At 67.9% G+C, this 21,441-nt stretch carries 22 protein-coding genes; 11 read left to right on the top strand and 11 right to left on the bottom strand.

Features of this window, described 5'->3' with window-relative positions:
* Positions 1-361 precede the first annotated feature (361 nt).
* Positions 362-1,459: an adenosine deaminase gene (locus ACWDXS_RS33360; RefSeq protein ID WP_378995355.1), complete on the top strand. Its 1,098-nt coding sequence runs from the start codon at positions 362-364 to the stop codon at positions 1,457-1,459.
* A 50-nt stretch (positions 1,460-1,509) separates the two neighbouring features.
* Here ACWDXS_RS33360 and ACWDXS_RS33355 read toward each other — a convergent pair whose 3' ends face one another.
* Genes ACWDXS_RS33355 through ACWDXS_RS33335 form a run of 5 tightly spaced genes read right to left on the bottom strand, consistent with a single transcriptional unit; the run spans position 1,510 to position 4,946 of the window.
* A complete protein-coding gene (locus tag ACWDXS_RS33355; protein ID WP_378995357.1) occupies positions 1,510-2,748 on the bottom strand; it encodes a primosomal protein in 1,239 nt (412 codons plus the stop codon).
* Positions 2,749-2,762: 14 nt separating this feature from the next.
* On the bottom strand, positions 2,763-3,122 hold the full coding sequence (locus ACWDXS_RS33350; RefSeq protein ID WP_378635517.1) for a YbaB/EbfC family nucleoid-associated protein: 360 nt from the start codon (positions 3,120-3,122) through the stop codon (positions 2,763-2,765).
* Positions 3,119-3,472 (bottom strand): hypothetical protein, encoded by a 354-nt coding sequence (locus ACWDXS_RS33345; RefSeq protein ID WP_101464284.1) that lies wholly within the window; start codon positions 3,470-3,472, stop codon positions 3,119-3,121. Before ACWDXS_RS33345 ends, ACWDXS_RS33350 begins: the two co-directional genes overlap by 4 nt.
* On the bottom strand, positions 3,469-4,617 hold the full coding sequence (locus ACWDXS_RS33340; protein ID WP_449971957.1) for an NlpC/P60 family protein: 1,149 nt from the start codon (positions 4,615-4,617) through the stop codon (positions 3,469-3,471). The genes ACWDXS_RS33345 and ACWDXS_RS33340 overlap by 4 nt, the downstream gene beginning before the upstream one ends.
* Positions 4,614-4,946 carry a hypothetical protein gene (locus ACWDXS_RS33335; RefSeq protein ID WP_379314914.1) on the bottom strand — a complete coding sequence of 111 codons (333 nt, stop codon included), beginning with the start codon at positions 4,944-4,946 and terminating at the stop codon, positions 4,614-4,616. The genes ACWDXS_RS33340 and ACWDXS_RS33335 overlap by 4 nt, the downstream gene beginning before the upstream one ends.
* A 146-nt stretch (positions 4,947-5,092) precedes the next feature.
* Between ACWDXS_RS33335 and upp the strand changes: the two genes are divergently transcribed.
* Positions 5,093-5,716, top strand: a complete 624-nt coding sequence (gene upp, locus ACWDXS_RS33330; RefSeq protein WP_378995364.1) for a uracil phosphoribosyltransferase — start codon at positions 5,093-5,095, stop codon at positions 5,714-5,716.
* 1 nt (position 5,717) lies between these two features.
* On the opposite strand, the gene ACWDXS_RS33325 is transcribed toward upp, so the two are convergent.
* Together ACWDXS_RS33325 and ACWDXS_RS33320 are read right to left on the bottom strand one after the other, a co-directional pair.
* On the bottom strand, positions 5,718-7,226 hold the full coding sequence (locus tag ACWDXS_RS33325) for a phospho-sugar mutase (protein WP_378995366.1): 1,509 nt from the start codon (positions 7,224-7,226) through the stop codon (positions 5,718-5,720).
* Positions 7,227-8,006, bottom strand: coding sequence for a purine-nucleoside phosphorylase (locus tag ACWDXS_RS33320; RefSeq protein ID WP_449971952.1), 780 nt, complete (start codon positions 8,004-8,006; stop codon positions 7,227-7,229).
* A 229-nt stretch (positions 8,007-8,235) separates the two neighbouring features.
* Here ACWDXS_RS33320 and ACWDXS_RS33315 point away from each other — a divergent pair, with 229 nt between their 5' ends.
* From ACWDXS_RS33315 to ACWDXS_RS33305, 3 genes are all read left to right on the top strand, one after another.
* Entirely contained in the window at positions 8,236-8,937 is a 702-nt protein-coding gene (locus ACWDXS_RS33315) for an enoyl-CoA hydratase-related protein (RefSeq protein WP_378995370.1), read from the top strand.
* A gap of 49 nt (positions 8,938-8,986) precedes the next feature.
* Positions 8,987-10,189 carry a M20 family metallopeptidase gene (locus ACWDXS_RS33310; protein WP_387448058.1) on the top strand — a complete coding sequence of 401 codons (1,203 nt, stop codon included), beginning with the start codon at positions 8,987-8,989 and terminating at the stop codon, positions 10,187-10,189.
* Between the two features lie 125 nt (positions 10,190-10,314).
* Entirely contained in the window at positions 10,315-11,478 is a 1,164-nt protein-coding gene (locus ACWDXS_RS33305) for a M20 family metallopeptidase (protein ID WP_378995494.1), read from the top strand.
* A 97-nt stretch (positions 11,479-11,575) separates the two neighbouring features.
* Here ACWDXS_RS33305 and ACWDXS_RS33300 read toward each other — a convergent pair whose 3' ends face one another.
* On the bottom strand, positions 11,576-12,037 hold the full coding sequence (locus ACWDXS_RS33300) for a gamma-glutamylcyclotransferase (RefSeq protein ID WP_056819179.1): 462 nt from the start codon (positions 12,035-12,037) through the stop codon (positions 11,576-11,578).
* Positions 12,038-12,259: 222 nt separating this feature from the next.
* Here ACWDXS_RS33300 and ACWDXS_RS33295 point away from each other — a divergent pair, with 222 nt between their 5' ends.
* The 4 genes from ACWDXS_RS33295 to ACWDXS_RS33280 all read left to right on the top strand — a co-directional run bounded on the left by ACWDXS_RS33295 (position 12,260) and on the right by ACWDXS_RS33280 (position 17,769).
* Positions 12,260-13,660: an NAD(P)H-quinone dehydrogenase gene (locus ACWDXS_RS33295; protein WP_378995374.1), complete on the top strand. Its 1,401-nt coding sequence runs from the start codon at positions 12,260-12,262 to the stop codon at positions 13,658-13,660.
* A gap of 289 nt (positions 13,661-13,949) precedes the next feature.
* Positions 13,950-14,978: a hypothetical protein gene (locus tag ACWDXS_RS33290; RefSeq protein ID WP_378995376.1), complete on the top strand. Its 1,029-nt coding sequence runs from the start codon at positions 13,950-13,952 to the stop codon at positions 14,976-14,978.
* A gap of 69 nt (positions 14,979-15,047) precedes the next feature.
* Positions 15,048-16,502 carry a hypothetical protein gene (locus ACWDXS_RS33285; RefSeq protein WP_449971947.1) on the top strand — a complete coding sequence of 485 codons (1,455 nt, stop codon included), beginning with the start codon at positions 15,048-15,050 and terminating at the stop codon, positions 16,500-16,502.
* Positions 16,503-16,593: 91 nt separating this feature from the next.
* Positions 16,594-17,769, top strand: coding sequence for an aminotransferase-like domain-containing protein (locus ACWDXS_RS33280; RefSeq protein WP_449971944.1), 1,176 nt, complete (start codon positions 16,594-16,596; stop codon positions 17,767-17,769).
* Between the two features lie 42 nt (positions 17,770-17,811).
* Here ACWDXS_RS33280 and ACWDXS_RS33275 read toward each other — a convergent pair whose 3' ends face one another.
* Together ACWDXS_RS33275 and ACWDXS_RS33270 are read right to left on the bottom strand one after the other, a co-directional pair.
* A complete protein-coding gene (locus tag ACWDXS_RS33275; RefSeq protein WP_449971941.1) occupies positions 17,812-18,285 on the bottom strand; it encodes an NUDIX domain-containing protein in 474 nt (157 codons plus the stop codon).
* Positions 18,269-19,036: a hypothetical protein gene (locus ACWDXS_RS33270; RefSeq protein WP_449971939.1), complete on the bottom strand. Its 768-nt coding sequence runs from the start codon at positions 19,034-19,036 to the stop codon at positions 18,269-18,271. The genes ACWDXS_RS33275 and ACWDXS_RS33270 overlap by 17 nt, the downstream gene beginning before the upstream one ends.
* A 141-nt stretch (positions 19,037-19,177) precedes the next feature.
* On the opposite strand from ACWDXS_RS33270, the gene ACWDXS_RS33265 reads away from it, so the two are divergent.
* Both ACWDXS_RS33265 and ACWDXS_RS33260 read left to right on the top strand, forming a co-directional pair.
* Positions 19,178-19,438, top strand: coding sequence for a hypothetical protein (locus tag ACWDXS_RS33265; protein WP_449971936.1), 261 nt, complete (start codon positions 19,178-19,180; stop codon positions 19,436-19,438).
* Positions 19,435-19,752, top strand: a complete 318-nt coding sequence (locus tag ACWDXS_RS33260) for a hypothetical protein (protein WP_449971934.1) — start codon at positions 19,435-19,437, stop codon at positions 19,750-19,752. Before ACWDXS_RS33265 ends, ACWDXS_RS33260 begins: the two co-directional genes overlap by 4 nt.
* Positions 19,753-19,798: 46 nt before the next feature.
* On the opposite strand, the gene glpK is transcribed toward ACWDXS_RS33260, so the two are convergent.
* Positions 19,799-21,295: a glycerol kinase GlpK gene (gene glpK / locus ACWDXS_RS33255; protein ID WP_449971931.1), complete on the bottom strand. Its 1,497-nt coding sequence runs from the start codon at positions 21,293-21,295 to the stop codon at positions 19,799-19,801.
* Positions 21,296-21,441: the final 146 nt, after the last annotated feature.

Genomic DNA, 21,441 nt, shown 5'->3' with positions numbered 1-21,441 from the left:
CGGACCGGCCACTTCGTGGCCGTCCCTCCCTAGGGGTCGGGAGTGCGGTGGCTGGGTTGGGTGGGTTGTTGAAGACGGGGACGGGCTGGGTGTGGGCGGTGGGTTGTTGAGGAGGGGGACGGGTTGGGTGTGGGCGGTGGGTTGTTGAGGAGGGGAGTGGCTGGGTGTGCGGTGTGGTTGGTGGAGAGGGGAACTGGCTGGGTGTGCGGTGTGGTTGGTGGGGAGGGGACTGGCTGGTTGTGGGGTGTGGGGAATGCGGTGGGTGGCTCGTAATAGTCGTTTGCGGGGCGGGTAATCAACGAGACGGTTGCCACGTGGGGACTTCGCTGCCGGGATCGGCGTGGGCGGCTACCGTCTATACATGACTGGACCGGCGCCCCTTGACCTTGCTTCGATCCGACGCGCACCGAAGGCCTTGCTGCATGATCACCTCGATGGTGGTCTGCGGCCCTCGACGGTGCTAGAGCTGGCCGCTGATTGCGGTTATGACGAATTACCCGCTGCCGACGCCGAGAGTTTGGGGGCGTGGTTTCGTGACGCCGCCGACAGCGGATCGCTCGAGCGGTATCTGGAGACGTTCGCGCACACGGTCGCGGTGATGCAGACCCCGGAGGGTTTGCGCAGGGTGGCGCGGGAGTGCGCGATCGATCTCGCCGCTGACGGGGTCGTTTACGCGGAGGTGCGGTTCGCGCCCGAGCAGCACCTCGAAAAGGGCCTCACGCTCGACGAGGTGGTCGAGCACACCCTCGCGGGGTTCCGGGAGGGCGAGGCGATCGCGGCGGAACAGGGCAACGTCGTTCGGGTGACGTGCCTGCTCACGGCGATGCGGCACGCGGCGAGGTCGCGGGAGATCGCGGAGCTGACCGTGCGGTTCCGGGATGCCGGGGTGGGCGGGTTCGACATCGCGGGCGCCGAGGCGGGATTTCCTCCCACCCGGCACCTGGACGCGTTCGAGTATCTGCGAGCCAATCACGCGCACTTCACGATTCACGCGGGTGAGGCGTTCGGCCTGCCGTCGATTCACGAGGCGCTGGCGTTCTGTGGCTGCGATCGGCTGGGCCACGGAGTGCGCATCACCGACGACATCAGCGTCCCGGGCGACATCGAGGACGCCCAGCTCGGCCTGGTCGCGAACTACGTGCGCGATATGCGGGTGCCGCTGGAACTGTGTCCCTCGTCGAATGTGCAGACCGGCGCGGTGCCCTCGCTGGACAAGCATCCGTTCGACCTGCTGGCCCGCCTGCGCTTCCGGGTCACCGTCAACACCGACAACCGCCTGATGAGCGACACCTCCATGAGCGAGGAGATGCTCAAGCTGGTCGACACCTTCGGCTACGGCTGGAGCGACCTGGAACGCTTCACCATCAACGCCATGAAGTCGGCCTTCATCCCGTTCCCGGACCGGCTGAAGATCATCGACGAAGTGATCAAGCCGGGTTACGCGGTCCTGCTCGGTTGACATGAATCAGGGGTGGCACCGTATCGGCGCCACCCCTGATCTGTCGAGAACTACTCGCTGACGAGGCGTGCTTCGAACGCACGCTGCAAGTCGCGGAACTGCTGGGCCTCCGACGCGTACGGCGGGTTCGGCGCCATCCGGTTCGGATCCGGGTTGAGCAGGTACGAGACGTACCAGCCCAGCGGGTTCGACTGTGCGAGAGCCGTTTCCACGCTGTCGTCATCGGCGTAGTCGGCCGCGTCGCTGAACAGTTCGACCGCGAGGTCGAGCTGTTCGATATCGACCGCCTCCGGTCCCTCGGCCAGATCGTCGACCAGACCGGTGAGCACGTAGACGTTCTCGTCGGTCACCTCGACCTCGAGCGAACCGTCCACCGCCGCGGTCTGCACCTCGGCGTAGGTCGACACCCGCGACAGCTCGTGCTCGTGATCGTCGGCCAGGTAGCGGGCCAGTGCGCGCTCGGAACCGAAGACGGTGATGGTGCTGCCGTCACCGAGGAAGATCGGCTCGTCGTCGAGGTAGCAGCGCAGGGTGAACTGCTCGCCGTCGGAGGTGACGATCTTGACGGGGTCGATGCCGACCTCGTCCCAGAAGGACTCCTCTTCGTCCTCGTCGGCCGCGGAGAGGTCGACGTTCTCGAACTCTTCCTCCTCCTCGGCGGCATCGTCGGCGTCGACCTCGTTCTCCTCGGCCGCCAGCAGCTCCGCCTCGGCGACGGCCACCGCGGCCGCGTCGACGTCGGGTGTGCTGACGACGCTGTCGATCGCGTCGAGCACGTCGTCCCAGCCCTTGACGATCGCGGCACCGACCTGGTCCCACAGCTCTTCACCGTCGCGGCCGACGAATGTGCTCGCCCCGCTGGCCAGCGCACCGAGCACCGGGTTGTTGCCGAAGAACTTGGTCACCACGTCGAGCTCGCACACCTCGGCGATATTGCGCACCATCGCCAGGGTGTCCTCGAGCTCGCCGACGACGTCGACGTCCGGGTCGCCCGCCGCCAGTTCCGGCACGGAGACCAGATCGAAGCTGAAATTCTCCTCCGGCTCCAGCTCAGCGGCCGAAAGTCCGGCGATGACCGCCCAGGACGGGTGGTCGACGAGGTCGTTGTCGGAGTTGGTGCGGATGAACGCCGCCAGCTCCGCAACGGACTCGAATCCGTAGAGGTCGTCCTCGTGACCGAGGAACGCCTCCCACTCGTCGTCACCGTCGCGCCAGCGCGGTGCCCACAGGGTGACGAGATCGCCATCGGTCAGACCGAGCTCGATCGGGACGATGTCTCCAGAAGCCATGACGCGAAGCCTAGCTAGCTCGAGCGCCGGGCACTATCCGGCCCGGGTGCTAATTGCCCGTCGGGCTGTGCACTCGGGCCGGCGAGCGATTCGTTCAGTGTCGCAATGATGTTGGAACGTGCCTCACCGGCGGTCTCGGTGGCCTGTTTGCAGGCCGACAGGATGAGTGCGGCGGCCTCGGTGGGCGCCAGCGTGGTGATGGCTTCGTCCAGCGTCAGGGCGACGAGGGCGCCGTCGCTGTTCACCTCGGCGGTGACCAGCCCGTCCTCGGTGGTGAACCGCCCGTTGACCTGCTTCAACCCGTACAGCGCGGCCTCGAGCGCCTCGAGTTTTCCGGTGACGCCCGCGACCAGGGCATCCATTTCCGCACTCACAGTGGCCTCATCCAACTCGTCTGACCGGTGTCGGCGTCGTCGATGCGATCGAGCTCGTCGACCGCCTGACGCCGGGTGGGCAGGTTCATCTTGTCGAGCAGTTCGTCGGGGATCTGCGCCTGCTCGCTGTAGACCTCGCGCAGGCGAGCCGCGGCGGCGATGGTCGAGCGCCGGGTCAGGCGCAGGATCTCGTCGGCCAGCGCCTGTGCGCCGAACTGGTATTCACTGCGTTCGAACTTGAGCGCGATCGGCAGACCCATGCTGGTCGCGCGGACCGAGATCGTGCCGGAGCGGTTGGTGCTGACCGCGGACTCCACATTGGGGACCTCGGGGATCGGCGTGCCGCTCATTCGGTAGGCCTGTAGAAGCCGTAGAACTCCATGCCACTGTTCTCCGTTCGGATGGAACTGATCGAAACCGGATCGCCCGCCTCGACGAGCTGCCCGTTGCCGACGACCATGGCGACATGGCCGTCCCACACCGCCAGATCGCCCGGCATCAGGTCACCGGGGGATACCTGAGGATTGCCGATGTGCTGTTCCTGCGCCAGCCGTGGCAGTTCGACCCCGGCCTCGCCGTAGGCGTACTTGGTGAGCCCGCTGCAGTCGATGCCCGACTGGGGGTCGTTGCCGCCCCAGACGTACGGGGTGCCGACGGCGCCGATGGCCGAGCGGACCGCGGTCGCGGCCTTCTCGTTGGGCGCCTCGACGGTGCTGCCGTCGGGCAGGGTGATCTTGACGCCGGTACCGGACCCTGTCGACGAACCGGCCGATGACCCCGTTGACCCGCCCGTGCCCGCGGAGGTCCCACCCGTGGTGGTCGACTTCGAGGAGCTGCTGCTGTTGCTGCCGCCCATCGCTGTCGACAGGCCGGAACCCATGGCGCTGAGCACTGTGCTGCCGGTGCTCGCCGCGGTCGAGAGCAGGCCGGAACTCGACGCCGAGGACACGAGGTTGCTCGCGCCGGAGGAGACGCTCGCCAGCGACGTGCTCGACGGCGCGGGGGTGAGCTCCTGGATCGCGGAGGTCTGGGTGCCGAGTTCGTCCTGTACCCGGCCGACGACGCCCATGCCCTGACCGATGTGATCGATCGCCGAGCTCACCACGGCGGTCAGACCGGCCGGGGTGCCCAGGGTGGGGCTGAGCGCGGACACTTGCGACAGGAACGAGTTGACGATTCCGTCGAGTTCTTTCTGACCGGTCTCCACATAGGCGGCGGCCTGGTCGACAACGGTCGCCATCTCGGTGCCGTTGTCGCTCAGAGTCGCCGAGGAGGTCTGTACGCGCAGCGCCTTCGCGGTGGCCGCGTCGACGGCCTGGCCGTCCCACGCGGTGTTCACGTTGTTGATGCTGTTGCGGCCCTGTTGATAGATCTGGTCGAGGTTGGTCGAGGTCGAGCGCAAGCCGTCGGATGCGCCGCCGGTGCCGAGTACGCCGGTGCCGAAGCTCGACAGCAGATCGAGGAGGGGCTGAGCCAGGCCGCTGAGGTCGATCATGCTTCGGTACCGATGTCGCCCGCGGCGGCGCTGAGCCCGGCCGCGTTGTTCAGGTCGGTCTCGACGAGGGTGGTCGCGGCGCTGGCGGTGGCCAGCCCCATGCTCCCCATGACCGCCGACAGCTGGGCGATCGACGCCACGTGACCGGCGTGCGCGGCGGAGTAGGCGGCGGTGAAATCGCCGCCGATGAGACCCATGATGGGGCCGAGCAGGGTGGGGTCGGAGGCAACCGAGCCAGCCGCCGCCGTGGCCAGTTCCGTGGCCATCACCTCAGCAGCTGCGCTGTACGCGACGATGCCTTCGGCATCGGCCGACATTTTTTTCGTCATCGAACTTCCCCCAATCCTCGAGTTCCCGGGCAGAGTACGTCACTCAGTATCTTGGACGCACCGACGCCGCATTCGGTTCCCTACTACCGCGAAAATTTCCCCAGCGGTCGTAGGCGCGAAGCGCCAAGCGACCCTATCGTCTTTTCATGCGCACCGACACCGTCGATCATCCACTCGCCGCGGCCCTGCTCAGCACCATGCGGGACGCCCGGACCGACAACGCCACTTTCCGCAATGCTCTGGCCGATCTCACCGGCATCCTCATGTACGAGGCGCTGCGCGACGCGCCGGTGGTTCGCGAGCCCATCGACACGCCGGTCGCGGTCACCGAGGGCGTCCGTTTGGCGGCGCCCCCACTGCTCGTGCCGGTGCTGCGCGCCGGGCTCGGCATGGTCTACGCCGCAGCCGAACTCGTGCCCGAAGCCCGCGTCGGGTTCGTCGGCATCGCCCGCGACGAGCAGACCCACGAGCCGGTGCCGTACCTCGAGTCGCTGCCCGCCGACCTCACCGGCCTGCCCGTCTTCGTCCTCGATCCGATGCTGGCGACCGGCGGTTCCATGCGCCACACGATCGAACTGCTCGCCGCCCGCGGCGCGACCGACATCACCGCCATCTGCGTCGTCTCGGCACCCGAAGGCGTTGCCGCCCTCGCGGCCTCGGGCCTCCCGGTCCGCCTGATCACCGCCGCCATCGACGAGAAACTCAACGAGAACGCCTACATCGTCCCCGGCCTCGGCGACGCGGGCGACCGCCAGTTCGGCCCCCGCTGAACTATTGCTCGCCCGCTGCCAGCGACCGGCAGAACGTGGTGAGCTGGGAGAGGCGTTGGGCGGTGAGCTGTTTCGCGTCGTTCAGGTCGTCCCGGTCGGCGACCGGGGCGAATACCTCCAGGTAGCACTTGAGTTTGGGTTCGGTGCCCGAGGGACGCACGACGATGCGGAAGTCGTCGGCGTCGAAGATCAGTGCGTCGGTGCGGAGCCGGCCGCGGACCTGCGCCTGGTCGGTGAATTTCACCGGGGTGCCTGCGATGTCGCTGGGTGGGTTCGCGCGCAGGGCGGCGACCAGCACGCTCGCGGCGGCCTGGTCGGGCAGGCGCAGGGATACCTGCCCGCCCGCGTGCAGGCCGAATTCGACAGCGTAGGAGTCGAGTTCGCCTTGCAGCGTGGTGCCCTGAGCCTTCAGCAGGGCGACGAGGTCGGCGGCGGCCACCGCGGCCGAGATGCCGTCCTTGTCGCGGACCTTGGCGGGGTCGACGCAGTGCCCGATGGCCTCCTCGTAGGCGTAGACGAGTCCGTCGCCCGCCCTGGCCAGCCATTTGAAGCCGGTGAGGGTCTCGGCGTAGCGGGCCGAGCGCGCGGCGGCCAGCTTCGACAGCAGGCGTGAGGACACGATGGTCGTGGCGACCAGCGGGTCGGTGGGGTGCGTGCGCAGCACGTAGTCGGCCAGCAGTACACCGGTTTCGTCGCCGCGCAGCATGTGCCAACCATCCGGGCCGGGCACTCCGAGCGCGCACCGATCGGCATCGGGATCGAGGGCGATCGCCACGTCGGCATCGACCCGCTCGGCCAGCGCGAGCAACAGATCGGCGGCGCCCGGCTCTTCCGGATTGGGGAAGGAGACGGTGGGGAAGTCGGGGTCGGGGGCGAACTGCTCCTCGACCACCCGCACATCGGTGAACCCGGCCGCGGCCAGTGCGCGCACCGCGAGTTCACCGCCGACCCCGTGCAGCGCGGTCAGCGCGATCCGCACATCCGCCCGTTCGCCGGGACCGCCGAGCAGCCGGGGCAATTCCGCGACCCGCTCGAGATAGCGATCGACCAGATCGGCACCGGAGGTCGAAACAGCTTCCCGTGCAACAGGTTCGACAACCGCCTCGATGCGCTTCTCGATCTCGCTGTCGGCGGGCGCGATCAATTGCGACCCGCCGTCGAGGTACACCTTGTAACCGTTGTCGGCAGGCGGATTGTGCGAGGCGGTGATCTGCACCCCCGCCACCGCACCCAGCTCACGCACCGCGAACGCCACCACCGGAGTCGGCACCGGGTCCGGCAGCACCGTGACGGGAAAGCCTGCGGCAGTGAAGATCTCAGCGGTCGCCGTGGCGAACTCCGCCGACCCGTGCCGCGCGTCCCGCCCGACCACCACGGCGCCACCGCCGAGGCAACGTTCGCGCAGCCAGTCGGCCAGCCCGGCGGTGGCCCGTGACACCGTCGTCACGTTCATCCCGTCCGGGCCCTCACGCAACGGTCCACGCAGGCCGGCGGTCCCGAAGCGCAGCATCTACACGCGCTCCAGAATGCCGCGCAGCAGCTTGCCCAGCCGGGGCGCCGCGGCTTGCCCCTCGGCCAGCACCTCCGCGTGCGAAAGATGTTCGCCGGTAACGCCCGCGGCCAGATTGGTGACCAGCGAGATGCCGAGCACCTTAGCGCCCAGTGAACGCGCCTCGATCGCCTCGAGCACCGTCGACATACCGACCAGGTCGGCGCCGATGGTCGCGAGCATGCGGATCTCGGCGGGCGTCTCGTACTGCGGACCGATGAGCCCGGCGTACACACCCTCGGTCAGACTCGGGTCGATTTCCCGTGTCAGCGCCCGCAATTCGGGATCCCAGGCGTCGACCAGATCGACGAATCGCGCGCCTACCAGCGGGGTGCGCGCGGTGAGGTTGATGTGGTCGGCGATCAGTACCGGCTCACCCACCCGCAGGCCCGCCCTGAGCCCACCCGCGGCATTGGTGAGCAGCACGATCTCGGCGCCCGCCGCGATCGCCGCGGTCACCGGGTGCACCACCTGCTGCGGTGTGTAGCCCTCGTACAGGTGCTGGCGGCCCATCAGCAGCAGCACGTTGTTGTCGTTCACGGTGACCGAATGCACCGTGCCGCCGTGCCCCTGCGCACTGGGTTTGCCGAAGCCGGGTAACTCCGTCATGGGGATCGAGGCGCGCGGCGCGCCGATCTCGGCTGCTGCCTCCTGCCACCCCGATCCCAGCACCACGGCCACGCGATGACGCGGCACTCCCGTACGTTCGGCAATCGCCGCAGCGGCCTGTTCGGCAGTCATGGGCTGAGTTTATTGGAGCGCTGGCGCTCTCGAGTTCGCGGCCACGGGTGTCCCGACGATCAGGTGCCGTCGCTTGCTCCTTCGTCGCCTACGCAACGGCACCTGATCGTCGGGACGGCCGCGAACCGCCGCTGCGCGGCGGACCCTCCTCGAGGTCGGGTCGTGCGGGGCCGGGAAGGTTCCTACCCGCGAGTAGGACAGGGTTCAGGTGCGGGCTATTCTCCCCTGCATGCCGTATTTGGAGCGCTCTGGTGATGTTTTCGTCCTGTACCTCGGCAACGAGGGTGAGACAGACAACGAGAACCGTTTCTCGCCGGACTGGATCGATGCCTTCCACGCCGCACTCGACGAGGTCGAGGCGTCCGAGGGTGCGGCCGCGCTGGTCACCGTCGCGACCGGTAAGTACTACAGCAACGGTCTCGACACCGATTACGTCTTCGGCAACCTGGACAAGATCCACGGCTACCTCGACCGGGTGCACTCGCTCTACACCCGCCTGCTGACCTTCCCGATGCCCACGATCGCCGCGGTCAACGGCCACGCGTTCGGCGCGGGCGCCATGCTGGCCACGTCCCACGATTTCCGCGTGATGCGCGGTGACCGCGGCTTCTGGTCGCTACCCGAGGTGCATCTGGGCATGCCGTTCACGATCGGCATGAACGGCTTGCTGAAGGGTCGCCTGAGCAACCAGGTGTGCGTCCAGGCGATGACCACCGGGCACCGTTTCGGTGCCGACGAGGCCATCGCCGCCGGCATCGCCGATGCCAAGGCCGACGCCGACGAGGTGCTGCCCGCCGCGATCGCCCGCGCCGCCGCGCTCACCAGCCTGCGCAAGCCGATCACCCCGATCATCAAGACCGCGCTGCACGCCGAGACGCTCGCCGCGCTGGCCACGCCGGTCACCCCGGAGAACCTTCCCTTCGGCAACTGACCTCGCTCGCCGGTGCGCCGCTGTCGGGCACTGATGCAAGACTGGGGGTATGGCACCCTCGCGCACCGGCGAACTCACAGCCACCGCCTCCGACGCCGCGATTGTCGCTGCCTCGGACGAGCTGATCGGGCTCTCGCACGCGATTCACGCCGAACCGGAGCTGGCCTTCGCCGAAACGCGTAGCGTCGCGAAGGTCCTCGCGCCGCTGGTCGAGCGCGGATTCGCCGTCACGACGGGCGTCGCCGGGCTGTCGACGGCGTTTCGCGCGGTGTACGGCAGTGGCCCGCTCACCGTCGGCATCTGCGCCGAATACGACGCGCTGCCCGAGATCGGGCACGCCTGCGGGCACAACATCATCGCCGCGTCCGCTGTCGGCGCGGCCATCGGGCTGGCCACCGTGGCCGACGCGCTCGGCCTGACCGTGGTGGTGCTCGGTACGCCCGCGGAGGAGAGCGGCGGCGGCAAGGTGCTCATGCTGGAAGCGGGCGCCTTCGACGACATCGCGATGGCGATGATGGTCCACCCTGGGCCTGCCGACATCGTCGGCGCGCGCTCACTGGCATTGGCCGACCTCGCCATCGTCTTCCACGGCCGCGAGGCGCATGCCAGCGCCGCGCCCGAACTGGGCCGCAACGCCGGCGACGCGGTGACCCTGACCCAGGTTGCTGTCGGCTTGCTACGTCAGCATTTGCGACCCGGCCAGCAGCTGCACGGTATAGTGTCCGACGGTGGCGTAGCCCCCAACATCGTGCCCGGACGCGCGGAGTTGCTGTACTACCTCCGCGCGGCGGATTCCGGCTCCCTCGACGACCTGATGCGGCGAGCGAAGGCGTGTTTCGAAGCGGGCGCCCTGGCGACCGGCTGCACCCACGACATACGGACGCTCGCGCCCACCTATACCGAGCTCACCCCCGATCCGGTTCTTTCCGCTGCCTACCGCGCGCAGATCACCGGACTGGGACGGGTGCCGATCGCGCCCGAGTTCGAGGTGTTGCGGCCGCTCGGGAGCACCGACATGGGCAACGTCACCAACGTCGTCCCCGGTATCCACCCGGTGATCGGCATCGACGCGGGCGGTGCGGCAACCCACCAGCCCGCGTTCGCCGCCGCCGCGGTGAACGCCTCGGCGGACCGGGCGGTGCTCGACGGCGCGCTGGCGCTGGCGCGTACCGCTGTCGCTATCGCGGGCGATGAAGTACACAGGGACAGGTTGTTGCAACGGCTGATCGAACGACAGGAGGACATTCGGTGACCATTTCCGGCCATCCGGGCACCGCACGCGCAGGCTCCGACGCGCTATCGATGGGTGTGGGTACCCACTCGATGGCGCGCGAGACCGCAGCGTGTCCGACCACGCCGGACACCGAACCAACTCTGATGTCGGGAACCGAGATCGTTGACGCATGGCTGGCCGAGCACACCGGCGACCTGGTGCAATGGCGCAGACATATCCACGCCAACCCCGAGTTGTCGCGGGCGGAGTTCACCACCACCGAGTTCGTGTCGGGCTGGCTCACCAAGGCCGGGCTGACCTGGGAGGTGCTGCCGGGCGGCACCGGGTTGATCTGCGACTTCGGCCCCACCGATCGGCCGCGGATCGCCTTGCGCGCCGACATGGACGCGCTGCCGATGCAGGAGTTCACCGGTCTGACCTTCGCCTCGACGGTGCCCGGCGTGTCGCATGCCTGCGGGCACGACGCGCACACCACGGTGCTGCTCGGTGCCGGTCTCGCGCTGGCCGAGGCACAGGACAAGTTGCCGGTCGGGGTGCGGTTGGTGTTCCAGCCCGCCGAGGAAGTGATGCCCGGTGGTGCACTCGATGTGGTCGCGGCCGGTGGGATGACCGGGGTCGACCGGATCTTCGCGCTGCATTGCGATCCGCGTCTGGAGGTCGGCAAGGTCGGGGTGCGGACCGGGGCCATCACGTCTGCGGCCGACACGGTCGAGTTGGTGCTCGATTCGCCCGGTGGGCATACCTCGCGCCCGCATCTGACCAGCGACCTGGTCTACGCGATCGGCACCGTCATCACGGGGTTGCCCGGATTGCTGAGCCGCCGCGTCGATCCTCGAACCAGCACGATCATGGTCTGGGGTGCGGTGAGCGCGGGCAAGGCGCCCAACGCGATTCCGCAGACGGGCATGCTCACGGGCACCGTGCGTACCGGTGATCACGCCACCTGGCTGCTGCTGGAACCGCTGGTCCGCGAGATCGTCGACGGGTTGCTCGCGCCGACGGGCGTGCGCTACCAGCTCAACTACAAGCGTGGTGTGCCGCCGGTGGTCAACGATCCGACGTCGGCACTGATGTTCGAGAACGCGATCCTGGGGATGGGCGAGGACGCGTTGGCCGACACCCCGCAGTCGGGCGGTGGCGAGGACTTCTCCTGGTACCTGGAGGAAGTGCCCGGCGCGATGGCCAGGCTGGGTGTCTGGTCCGGCGTCGGCGAACAGCTGGACCTGCACCAGCCGACCTTCGACATCGACGAGCGCGCTTTGGCCGTGGGTGTTCGGACGTTGACGAACATCGTCCTGCAGGCATAGCAGTACGGGCCGACCCAGTCGGCTCACGACCGCCGGCCGCCGACACGACGTCAGCGGCCGGCGGGTCCGGCTTTACTATTCGGGGCGGCGGAACAGCTCAGGCGCCGGGCCCGACGTTCTTGCTGTTCCGGGTGCGCAGGGCGTGGACGTAGTCCTCTGGGGCGCCTGCCTTTTCGGCCGCGTCGGCGATGACGCCGATGTAGCGGGCCGAGGGGAGGCCGCCTTCGTAGGCGTCCAGGACGTAGAGCCAGGCCAGGCGGGACTCGCCCTGGGTGCCGGTGACCCGGATCCGGATCTTCTTGTGGATGCCGAAGTCGGAGCCCTCCCAGCGGTCGAGGCTGTCCTCGTCTTCGGGGGAGACGTCGTAGAGCACGACGAACACCCGGGAGCCGGGATCCTCGACGACGGTGGCCAACGGCCCTTCCCAGCCGATGTCGTCACCGGCGAAGGTCAGGCGCCAACCCTCCAGCCACCCGGTCCCGGACATGGGCGAATGCGGGCAGCGTTCCAGCATCTGCGTCGAGTCCATGTTGGACCCGTAGGCGGCATAGATCGGCACCATCGAACTGTAGCCAATAACCACGGTGGAATTCCTGTCTCCCACCCAGATCGGCTGACGGTCACACTTGCCGGTGGTGCCGAACGTGGCACAGGACACGCGCACCGTTGTTCACCGATCCGACCCGGGCACGTCACAGAGCACCTGAAATGATGGGGCGACAGCACGGACGAGCCCTCACAAGGGGCAGGTCCGATCAGGCGAGCACAAGGAGCGTGACTGGTGGCACGGATTGCGATCATCGGCGGTGGACCGGCCGGATACGAGGCGGCGCTGGTAGCCGCTCAGCACGGGGCCACGGTGACCCTGGTCGACGCCGACGGTATCGGTGGCGCCTGTGTGCTGTGGGATTGCGTGCCGTCGAAAACCTTCATCGCCTCGACGGGCCTGCGCACCGACCTGCGTCGCGCGCGCGACCTCGGCATCAATATCGATGCCGATCAGGCCAAGGTGCATCTGCCCGAGGTGAACGCGCGCGTCAAGGCGCTCGCGCTGGCACAGTCCTCCGACATCCGCGCCAAATTGCAGGCCGCGGGTGTGCAACTACTTCCTGGCTATGGCGAATTGGTCGGGCCCGCACCGGGTTTGGCCCATCGCGTGCGCGCGAACCTGGCCGACGGGAGCTCCGAGGAGTTCGAGGCCGAGGTCGTGTTGATCGCGACCGGCGCGAGCCCGCGGGTGCTCCCCGGCGCCGAGCCCGACGGTGAGCGGATCCTGAACTGGCGCCAGCTCTACGACCTGCCGGAACTGCCCGAGACGCTGGTCGTCGTCGGATCCGGTGTCACCGGCGCCGAATTCGTGTCCGCCTACACCGAGATGGGTGTGCGGGTGAAGCTCGTGTCGAGCCGCGACCGCGTGCTGCCCGGCGAGGACGCCGACGCTGCCCTCGTGCTCGAGGAAGCCCTCGCCGAACGCGGCGTCGAGCTGGTCAAGCACGCTCGCGCCGACGCGGTGGAGCGCACCGCCGACGGCATCGTGGTGAAGCTGTCCGACGGCCGTACCGTCACCGGTTCGCACGCCCTGATGACCGTCGGTTCCACCCCGAACACCGAGAACCTCGGCCTGGACCGGGTCGGTATCGAACTCGACCGCGGCGGATACCTTCGTGTCGACCGGGTTTCGCGCACGTCGGTGCCCGGCATCTACGCCGCGGGCGACTGCACGGGTCTGCTGCCGCTGGCTTCGGTGGCCGCCATGCAGGGCCGGATCGCGATGTATCACTCGCTCGGCGAGGGGGTGAGCCCGATCAGGCTGAAGACGGTGGCCTCGGCGGTGTTCACCCGCCCGGAGATCGCGACCGTCGGTGTCAGCCAGACCGCCATCGACAACGGTGAGGTCCCCGCGCGCACAGTGATGTTGCCGCTCAACACCAATCCGCGCGCGAAGATGTCGGGGCTGCGGCGCGGCTTCGTCAAGATCTTCTGCCGCCCGGCGACGGGTGTGGTGATCGGCGGTGTGGTGGTCGCGCCGATCGCGTCGGAGCTGATTCTGCCGATCGCGCTGGCGGTACAGAACAATCTGACGGTCACCGATCTCGCGCAGACGTTCTCGGTGTACCCCTCGCTCACCGGCTCGCTCACCGAAGCCGGACGTTTGCTGATGCGCCACGACGACCTCGACTGAGCCCCTGACACCGTATTGTGAAACGAATCACAATGCGTTTCAGGTTTCGAATTGTGTTGTTCGCCAACGGCGCTCGTCGCTTCCGGGCAACCGCCACACCAGGTGTTTGCGCAGGCGGAACCGGGTGAAAGCGAAACCTGGTGCTGCGTTGCCTGTCCCGCGCTCATGTGGTTGACTCACCGCCGAGGCGCGATCAGTTGTGATCGCGTGGTGGAGCAGTGGGGGATTCCCTCCGGGAAAGGGATTACGAAAAGTGAAGCATCGTAAGCCGAGTCGGGCGCAGCGAGCGATGGCAAGCACGTCGTTGCCTTTGGCCGCCGCGGCAGCCGTGGCAACCCTCCTCGCGGCTCCGGCCGGCGCGGTCCCCAGTGACCAGCCGACCACGCCCGCGACTCCGGCTCCTGCGCAGCCGGGCCAGCCTTCGGGCGAAGTAGAAGCTCCGGAGACCCCGGAAACGGAAACCCCGGAGAACGTCAAGCCGGGTCAGACGAAGCCGGGCGAGACCAAGCCCACGCCGGCCCAGCCGGGTGTCACCAGCCCCGCGCCCGGTCAGCCGGAGCAGGGCACCCCCGCCAAGCCGACGCCGAGCCAGCCGGGTGTCACCAGCCCCCGTGTCGCGCCGCTGCCGGTCCCCGGTCAGGCGCAGCCTGCGGTCCAGCCGGAGCGCGCGGGCGCGACGCCCGACCAGCCGGGCACCACCAAGCCGGAGACGGGCACCACGCCGAGCCAGCCGGGCGCCACGCCGGGCCAGCAGCAGACGCAGCCCACCGTGCCGTCCGATCAGGGCACCGGGACCGGCACCCAGGCCGAGGTCGAGTCTCCGGACACCCTCGTCCAGGAGCCGAAGGAGCCGGCCTGGCAGGCGCCGCGCCTGGCCAACGCGCCCGCCGCGCCCGTCGTCGAGATGGAGGGCCCGCGTCAGGAAATCGGCGTCACCGTCGACGGTGCCGGAATCCTGGCGAACACCCACCACTACAACAACGCCTCGGGCTACGTCGGCACGGTCGGCTACCGGACGCCGGGTGGCGGTTTCGGTGACGCCGGTATCTCGGTCGAGTACGTCGGCGCGAACGAGGTCAAGGTCACCACCTTCAACGGTGGCGACGGCCGTAGCGACAACACCACCGTGACGGTGCTCGACACCACGCAGGCCAACCTGGCCAAGGCCGCGGTGGAGAACTGGATCAAGGCGCAGCCGGGCGGCAACGCCGCGCTCGATGCGGCTGCGAAGGCTACACTGCCCGTGCCGGGGGAGCTGCTTCAGACGGTGAACGTCGCGGGTGTGAACACCCAGTGGGGTGGCTCGATCCAGTACTGACACGCAGTTTGTCGTGTGGGGCGGTCGCCTTCGACCGCCCCACACGTGTGTCCCGGGAAAGGATTGGACTTGGGCACCGAGGGCGACGAGAACGAACGCGGCGATCGACAACGAGCGGCCGCGGATTTCGGCTCTCCCGTAGGAGATTTCGGGCCGCCGGTCGATGACGCCGGCTTCGGTGGGCCCGTTCCCGCCACGCCTCCGCCCGCGCCGTCCGGGGTTCCGGAGCGGGGTTGGCGACCGGCCGAACCGCCTGCCGGCGCACCGCCCGGCCCGTTCGGTCCGCCGGCCGGTGCGCCCGCGCCGGGTCCGTTCGGTGGGCCCGTCGCCGGTCAGCCGCCCGTTGCTCCGCCGCCTGCCGGTCCGTTCGCCGGCTCGGTGCCGCCCGGTCCGCCCGCGCGGCTCTCGGCTCCGCCTTCGGGCTCCACGCCGACAGATCAAGGCTCGGCGCCGGGCAGTGGCCAAGCGCCGCCTCGGTTGCCCGACGGTCGCCGTTCCGCGCCGACTTCGGTCTTCGGTGACGCGGTAGCGACGCCGCCGCCCGCTCGTCCGGGTCCCCCCGCGCCGTTCGGCGGACCCACTCCCGGTGGTCCGCCCGCTGCCGACCCGACTGTGCGTTTCGGTGGTGAGCCGCCGCGCGGTGAGAGTTCGGTCTTCGGCGACTCGGTCTTCGGTGATTCCGTGCCGGTGACGTCCGGTCGCGAACTCACCGAGGTGATCCGTCGCGGTCGCCCCGGCCCCAAAGATCCTGCGCCGCAGCCGCCGTCACGCGAGAGCGGGCCCGCCGCGGACACCGTGCGGCCGCCCGAGGGCTCCCGTACTCCGCTGGTTCCCGACAAGCCGAGGCCCGCCGCCGACAAGGCGTGGTGGGACAACCCCGACGATGACGGCGGGATTCCCAAGCCGCCATCCGAACCCGGCCTGTCGTGGGCCGACGACCCGATCGCGCGCCGTCTCGCGCCGAAGACGCCGGCCACCCCGGCGCCGGTGGAGACGGAACCCGACAACAAGCGCCTGCGCTGGATCATCGGCGGTGTGGCCGCGGCGGTTCTGCTCGTGGTGGCGCTGGTCCTGACGATCGGTCTGGTCAAGCGTGGTGGCGGCGCCGATCCCGGTGTCACGGCCGCGCCGGTTCCCTCGGTCGCGTCGGGCACCGAGTGCCAGTCCGTCGCCGAACAGTCGGTGACCGTCGGCAACGGACCGGGCGACACCAGCACCGGTGCCAGGGCCATCCTCGGCTTCCAGTACGCCTTCTACACCGACCGCTCCGGGGCGAAGGTGCGTGAGTTCGTGGCGCCCGACGCCGAGAACATCTCACCTGCCGAGACCATCCAGCAGGCGATCGACGGTCAGATCCCCGCGGGCACCACTCACTGCGTGAAGATGCGCGAAACCAGCGCGGGCCGCTACGACGTCGAACTGCGCGAAATGCACCCCGATGGCTCGGCCGTGGTCTACAAGCAGGAGATCATCACCACGAACACCGACGGAAAGTGGCAGGTCAAGTCCATCACCGCTCGGTAGCGTCTCATTGTATGAGACAACAATTTCATATTCTGGTGGGCGATATGCAATCGTAGGATGATTGCTTCTCTCGGCGTCCCCGGAGGTTCCCATGTCGCTGACAATTCCAGCATTGGCGGGCAAGCTCGCCGGTCTACAGAGCTCGGCGATCAGGGATCTGCTCAAACTCACCGCCCGCGACGACATCATCAGCCTCGCGGGCGGGCTGCCCGACGCCGCCCTGATGCCGCGCGAACGCATCGCCCTCGCCGCCGAGACCGCGCTGCGTGATCCCGCCGTCCTGCAGTACACGGAGTCGTCCGGCTGGCCGGCGCTGCGCGAGGTGATCGCGGCCCGCGAATCCGCCGAGATCGGCCGCGCAGTTCCCGTCGACGAAGTCTTCATCACCCACGGCTCGCAGCAAGCGCTCTCGCTCCTGGCCGAAGTGCTCCTCGATCCCGGTGCCCTCGTCATCGTCGAAGACCCCGCGTATGTCGGTGCGCTGCAAGTGTTTCGAGCCGCGGGTGCCCGAATCGTCGCCGTTCCCCTGGATTCCGACGGCATGCGCCTCGACATCCTCGAAGACCTGCTGGCCGCGGGCGAACGCCCTGCGCTCGTCCACACCGTCTCGAATTTCCACAACCCCGGCGGCGTCACCCTCGCGCCGCAACGCCGCCGCCGGCTCGCGGAACTCGCTGAGGCGCACGGCTTCTGGGTCATCGAAGACGACCCTTACGGCGAACTGTGGTTCGACCAGCCCGCCCCCGCGCCGGTGGCCTCGTACTCGCCCCAGGTGATCCGCCTCTCCAGCGTCTCCAAGATCCTGTCTCCCGCCCTGCGCGTCGGCTGGATGATCGCCCCCGAAAGAGTCTCGCGCGCAGTGGAACTCCTCAAACAAGGCGCCGACCTCTGCGGCTCGTCGCTCACCCAGCAGATCACCACCGACCTGCTGACCGACACCACCTGGCTGGCAGCCCACATCGATGCGATCCGCGCCACCTACGGCACCAGAGCCCGCGCCCTGACCGCCGCCCTGCGCACCACCTTCGCCGACCGCCTCCACTGCACCGACCCCACCGGCGGCATGTTCATCTGGGCCGAATTCACCGACAACACCAACACCGCCACCCTCCTCCCCACCGCCCTGAACTCCGGCGTCGCCTACGTCCCCGGCGCAGCCTTCGCCGTCTCCAGCACCGCCGACAACTCCCTGCGCCTCTGCTTCACCACCTCCGACGAGGCCACCCTGACCGAAGCGGTCGACAGACTGTCGTCGGCGATCGGCTAGCGACAGGCGCGCACCCAGCAGAACTTCCCAGCGCTCCGTGGCTCAGCCGAGGTATGGGCGCGGCCGTCGTTCGGCGAAGTGCTCGAGTCGCAGGCGGACGGTGGGATGCATCGGTAGATCATCCAGCTCGTCCGGTCCGACGAAGCGGACCTCGGTCGACTCGCTGCTGACAGCGAGCTCGCCGCCCACCACTCGACCGAAATAGGTGACAGCGAATTCCTGTCGGACCTCGCCGTCCGAGTACTCGATGACATGCGCCGGGTCGGTGTAGATCCCCAATAGTCCCGTGATCTCGGTATCGAGGCCGGTTTCCTCTTTTGTCTCGCGTACGGCGCACTCTTCGAGCGTCTCGCCGATCTCCATCGTGCCACCCGGCAGCGACCAATTTCCGGAATCGCCCCTGCGCTGCATCAGGATTCGGCCTTCGCCATCCACGACAAGCATGGAGCCGCCAGGCACCAGGCTGTTCGCTTTCGGCGCGTGGGGATCGCGGTAGTAGTCACGCCGTGAGCTCACGCGAGAGTCCTTCTGGGTAGTGGGTTGCCGAACCCCAGATCTGTTCGAATTGCTCGGCGAACGAGGTGAATATTCCGTGGGGGGACAGCTTCCGCAGGTGTAGCGCCGGGTGCTGATATCCGCGGGCCCGAATGAGGTAGGGGGTCACGATCATCTGGTCGTCGAACCGGAACACCGAGTTGTAGAGATGGGTGGTGTGCAGTCCGATATCGCAGCCGGGGGTATCGGTCAGCTCACCCAACATATTCAGTGCATTGCGGATCCGGCCGGGCAGCGTCCCGCTCATCTGCTCCAGCGCATCGCGTTCGGCGACATGGGGGCAGTCAGGGTCTGCGAAAGCCATTCGAATGCGGGTTCCGTCTCGGCACTTCGATGCGAGGATGTCCGCGGCGTTCGGAAGGAGTTCCAGCACAAACGGGTAGGCGTATCCGGCGATATCGATCTGTTCGTCGGCGCCGAGAAGCAACGAAGTCCACAGCTCATTGGGAATGTCGGCCCGGTGTGCGTAGGCAGACTGGACTTCGGCGGTGGCCGAAGCCCCTGGCGTGAGGTCTGGCCGAGTCTGCGGCCACAGAAGATCTTCGGACTCGTTGAGAACCCGCGCGACCGCTGCTCGCGTTCGACGATGCGGAACCCTGCCCGACAGCCATCGGTTGACAGTCTTCGCGTCGACGTCGACGTCGACGGCCTCGGCCAGCGCGGCCGAGTCCAGCCGCGCGCGCAGCATCGCCGAGTGCAATCGCTGGGTCATTCCCGAACCATACGGCGCCTTTTCGGTACGTGCAGGACCTTTCAAATGTCCATTGAAACGTCCTAGACGTGGTTCAGGTGCGTCCCGCAATCCCATAGTTTCGGCTCTGACGCGGACCTGATCCCAGCGGAGGAATGACAGATGACAACACTGCTCGACCAAGCGCTCGTCCTGCGAATCCTGTACCCGGGCGGACAACTCACCGACCACCAGATCACCGCTGAGACCGCTGTCCCTCTCCGCCGAACACGACGTGCTTTGCGCACGTTGCACGGCAACGGACTGCTCCGACAGGTCTCATACCGGCATGCCTGGGAACTGTCGCCTTGCGGACGCGCCTACGTGACCACACCTGCCGGTCGGGCCATGCTCGACGTTCCCCGATCGGCGCTCGCCGAATGAAGGCAATCGCGATCGGATACGTACGCTCCGACATCTCCGGTTCGGCACAGAACTGGGACGAGATTCGAATCCGCTCACTGGCGAAGCGGTACGGCTACGACCTCGCGAAGACGATCGTGTTCAACGGAGGGATTCAGAATCCGATCTCCCAATTGATCGACGTCGCCCGGCGGGTCGAGGCAGAGGCCGTCATCACTCCTCGTCGAGATCATCTCGGTCTCGAGGTTCCGGAGCGTTTGGTTCGTCTTTGCGACGTCATCACCGTCGATGACCACAACACATACGCAAGGTTCTATTTCGGAGGAGGAGTTTGACCGAGCGACCGGGATGACGACCTCAAGTCTGCGCCTATCGGAATCCTCAGACCCAGTTGTAGGTGCGTTCTACGGCCTTGTTCCAGTCGGCGTAGCGGTGGGTGCGTTCCTCTTCGGGCATGGAAGGGGTCCAGGTCTGGTCCGCTATCCAGTTGGCTCGGAGGTCTTCGAGGTCGGACCAGTAGCCCACGGCCAGGCCGGCGGCGTAGGCGGCGCCGAGGGCGGTGGTTTCGCGGACTACGGGGCGGACTACGGGGACGTCGAGGATGTCGGCTTGGAATTGCATGAGGAGGTTGTTGCCGGTCATGCCGCCGTCGACCTTGAGGGTGGTGAGTTCCAGGTCGAGGTGTTGGGCGGCGGCGTCGGCGCGCATGGCGTCTACTACCTCGCGGGTTTGGAAGGCGGTGGATTCCAGTGCCGCCCTGGCCAAGTGGGCCTTGGTGACGAAGCGGGTCAGGCCCGCGATGACGCCGCGGGCGTCGGGGCGCCAGCGGGGGGCGAACAGGCCGGAGAAGGCGGGGACGAAGTGGGCGCCACCGTTGTCGTCGACGCTGCGGGCCAGGGGTTCCACTTCTTCGGCGGAGGAGATGATGCCGAGGTTGTCGCGCAGCCATTGGACCAGCGAGCCCGTGACGGCGATCGAGCCTTCGAGCGCGTACACCGCCGGCGTGTCACCGAGTTGGTAGCAGGCGGTGGTGAGCAGGCCGTGCTTGCTGAACACCGGTGTGGTGCCGGTGTTGAGCAACATGAAATTGCCTGTGCCGTAGGTGTTCTTGGCCTCGCCGGGGGACAGGCACGCTTGGCCGAAGGTGGCTGCCTGCTGGTCGCCGAGAATGCCGGCGACCGGAATGCCCTCGAACGGACCGGAGGTGATGTCGGCGTAGACCTCCGACGAGCTGCGGATCTGCGGGAGCAGCGACATCGGAATGCCGAAATCCGCGCAGATCTGTGGATCCCATTGCAGGGTGCGAAGATCCATCAGCATGGTGCGTGAGGCGTTGGTGACATCGGTGAGGTGTTCACCGGTCAGCTTCCACAGCACCCAGCTGTCCATGGTGCCGAAACACAGGTCGCCTGCCTCGGCGCGCGCCCGCACGCCGTCGACATTGTCGAGGATCCAGCGCAGTTTCGGCCCGGCGAAATAGGTCGACAGCGGCAGACCGGTGCGGTCCGCATAGCGTTGCGGCCCTTGATCACCCGCGAGCTCGGTGCACAGCTGATCGGTGCGCGTGTCCTGCCACACGATCGCGTTGTACACGGGATCGCCGGTCGTCCGATCCCACACCACCGTGGTCTCACGCTGATTGGTGATCCCGACCGCGGCCAGATCCCCGGCCGAACACCGGCTGGTGCCCAGCGCCGCACCGAGCACCGACTCGGTATTGCGCCATACCTCCGCCGGATCGTGCTCCACCCAGCCGGGCTTGGGAAAGATCTGCCGATGCTCGCGCTGCGCGGTTCCGACGATCCGACCCTGCCGATCGAAGATGATGCACCGACTCGAAGTCGTGCCCTGATCGATGGCAGCCACATAGCGACGCATTGATGCAGGTTACCGAAAGTGGAGCCGACGACCGCAAGATTTGTGGTCGGCGACGAATTTCGGACCCACGCCTCGCCGCGCACGTCCCCAGCGACAAGTGCGGACTACGTTTAGCCTGTACGCAGCGGCGCCGGGAACGCGGCGTT

This window comes from Nocardia sp. NPDC003183 (assembly GCF_053590715.1).
Note: the sequence above shows the minus strand (reverse complement) of the source record. Positions and strands in the feature narration are given on the sequence as shown.

What these genes read in the sequence shown, in the direction of transcription:
- ACWDXS_RS33360 (WP_378995355.1), top strand. Translation starts at nt 362, where the DNA reads ATGACTGGACCGGCGCCCCTTGACCTTGCTTCGATCCGACGCGCACCG.
- ACWDXS_RS33355 (WP_378995357.1), bottom strand. Translation starts at nt 2,748, where the DNA reads ATGGCTTCTGGAGACATCGTCCCGATCGAGCTCGGTCTGACCGATGGC.
- ACWDXS_RS33345 (WP_101464284.1), bottom strand. Translation starts at nt 3,472, where the DNA reads ATGAGCGGCACGCCGATCCCCGAGGTCCCCAATGTGGAGTCCGCGGTC.
- ACWDXS_RS33340 (WP_449971957.1), bottom strand. Translation starts at nt 4,617, where the DNA reads ATGATCGACCTCAGCGGCCTGGCTCAGCCCCTCCTCGATCTGCTGTCG.
- ACWDXS_RS33335 (WP_379314914.1), bottom strand. Translation starts at nt 4,946, where the DNA reads ATGACGAAAAAAATGTCGGCCGATGCCGAAGGCATCGTCGCGTACAGC.
- upp (WP_378995364.1), top strand. Translation starts at nt 5,093, where the DNA reads ATGCGCACCGACACCGTCGATCATCCACTCGCCGCGGCCCTGCTCAGC.
- ACWDXS_RS33325 (WP_378995366.1), bottom strand. Translation starts at nt 7,226, where the DNA reads ATGCTGCGCTTCGGGACCGCCGGCCTGCGTGGACCGTTGCGTGAGGGC.
- ACWDXS_RS33320 (WP_449971952.1), bottom strand. Translation starts at nt 8,006, where the DNA reads ATGACTGCCGAACAGGCCGCTGCGGCGATTGCCGAACGTACGGGAGTG.
- ACWDXS_RS33315 (WP_378995370.1), top strand. Translation starts at nt 8,236, where the DNA reads ATGCCGTATTTGGAGCGCTCTGGTGATGTTTTCGTCCTGTACCTCGGC.
- ACWDXS_RS33310 (WP_387448058.1), top strand. Translation starts at nt 8,987, where the DNA reads ATGGCACCCTCGCGCACCGGCGAACTCACAGCCACCGCCTCCGACGCC.
- ACWDXS_RS33305 (WP_378995494.1), top strand. Translation starts at nt 10,315, where the DNA reads ATGTCGGGAACCGAGATCGTTGACGCATGGCTGGCCGAGCACACCGGC.
- ACWDXS_RS33290 (WP_378995376.1), top strand. Translation starts at nt 13,950, where the DNA reads ATGGCAAGCACGTCGTTGCCTTTGGCCGCCGCGGCAGCCGTGGCAACC.
- ACWDXS_RS33280 (WP_449971944.1), top strand. Translation starts at nt 16,594, where the DNA reads ATGTCGCTGACAATTCCAGCATTGGCGGGCAAGCTCGCCGGTCTACAG.
- ACWDXS_RS33270 (WP_449971939.1), bottom strand. Translation starts at nt 19,036, where the DNA reads ATGACCCAGCGATTGCACTCGGCGATGCTGCGCGCGCGGCTGGACTCG.
- ACWDXS_RS33265 (WP_449971936.1), top strand. Translation starts at nt 19,178, where the DNA reads ATGACAACACTGCTCGACCAAGCGCTCGTCCTGCGAATCCTGTACCCG.
- ACWDXS_RS33260 (WP_449971934.1), top strand. Translation starts at nt 19,435, where the DNA reads ATGAAGGCAATCGCGATCGGATACGTACGCTCCGACATCTCCGGTTCG.
- glpK (WP_449971931.1), bottom strand. Translation starts at nt 21,295, where the DNA reads ATGCGTCGCTATGTGGCTGCCATCGATCAGGGCACGACTTCGAGTCGG.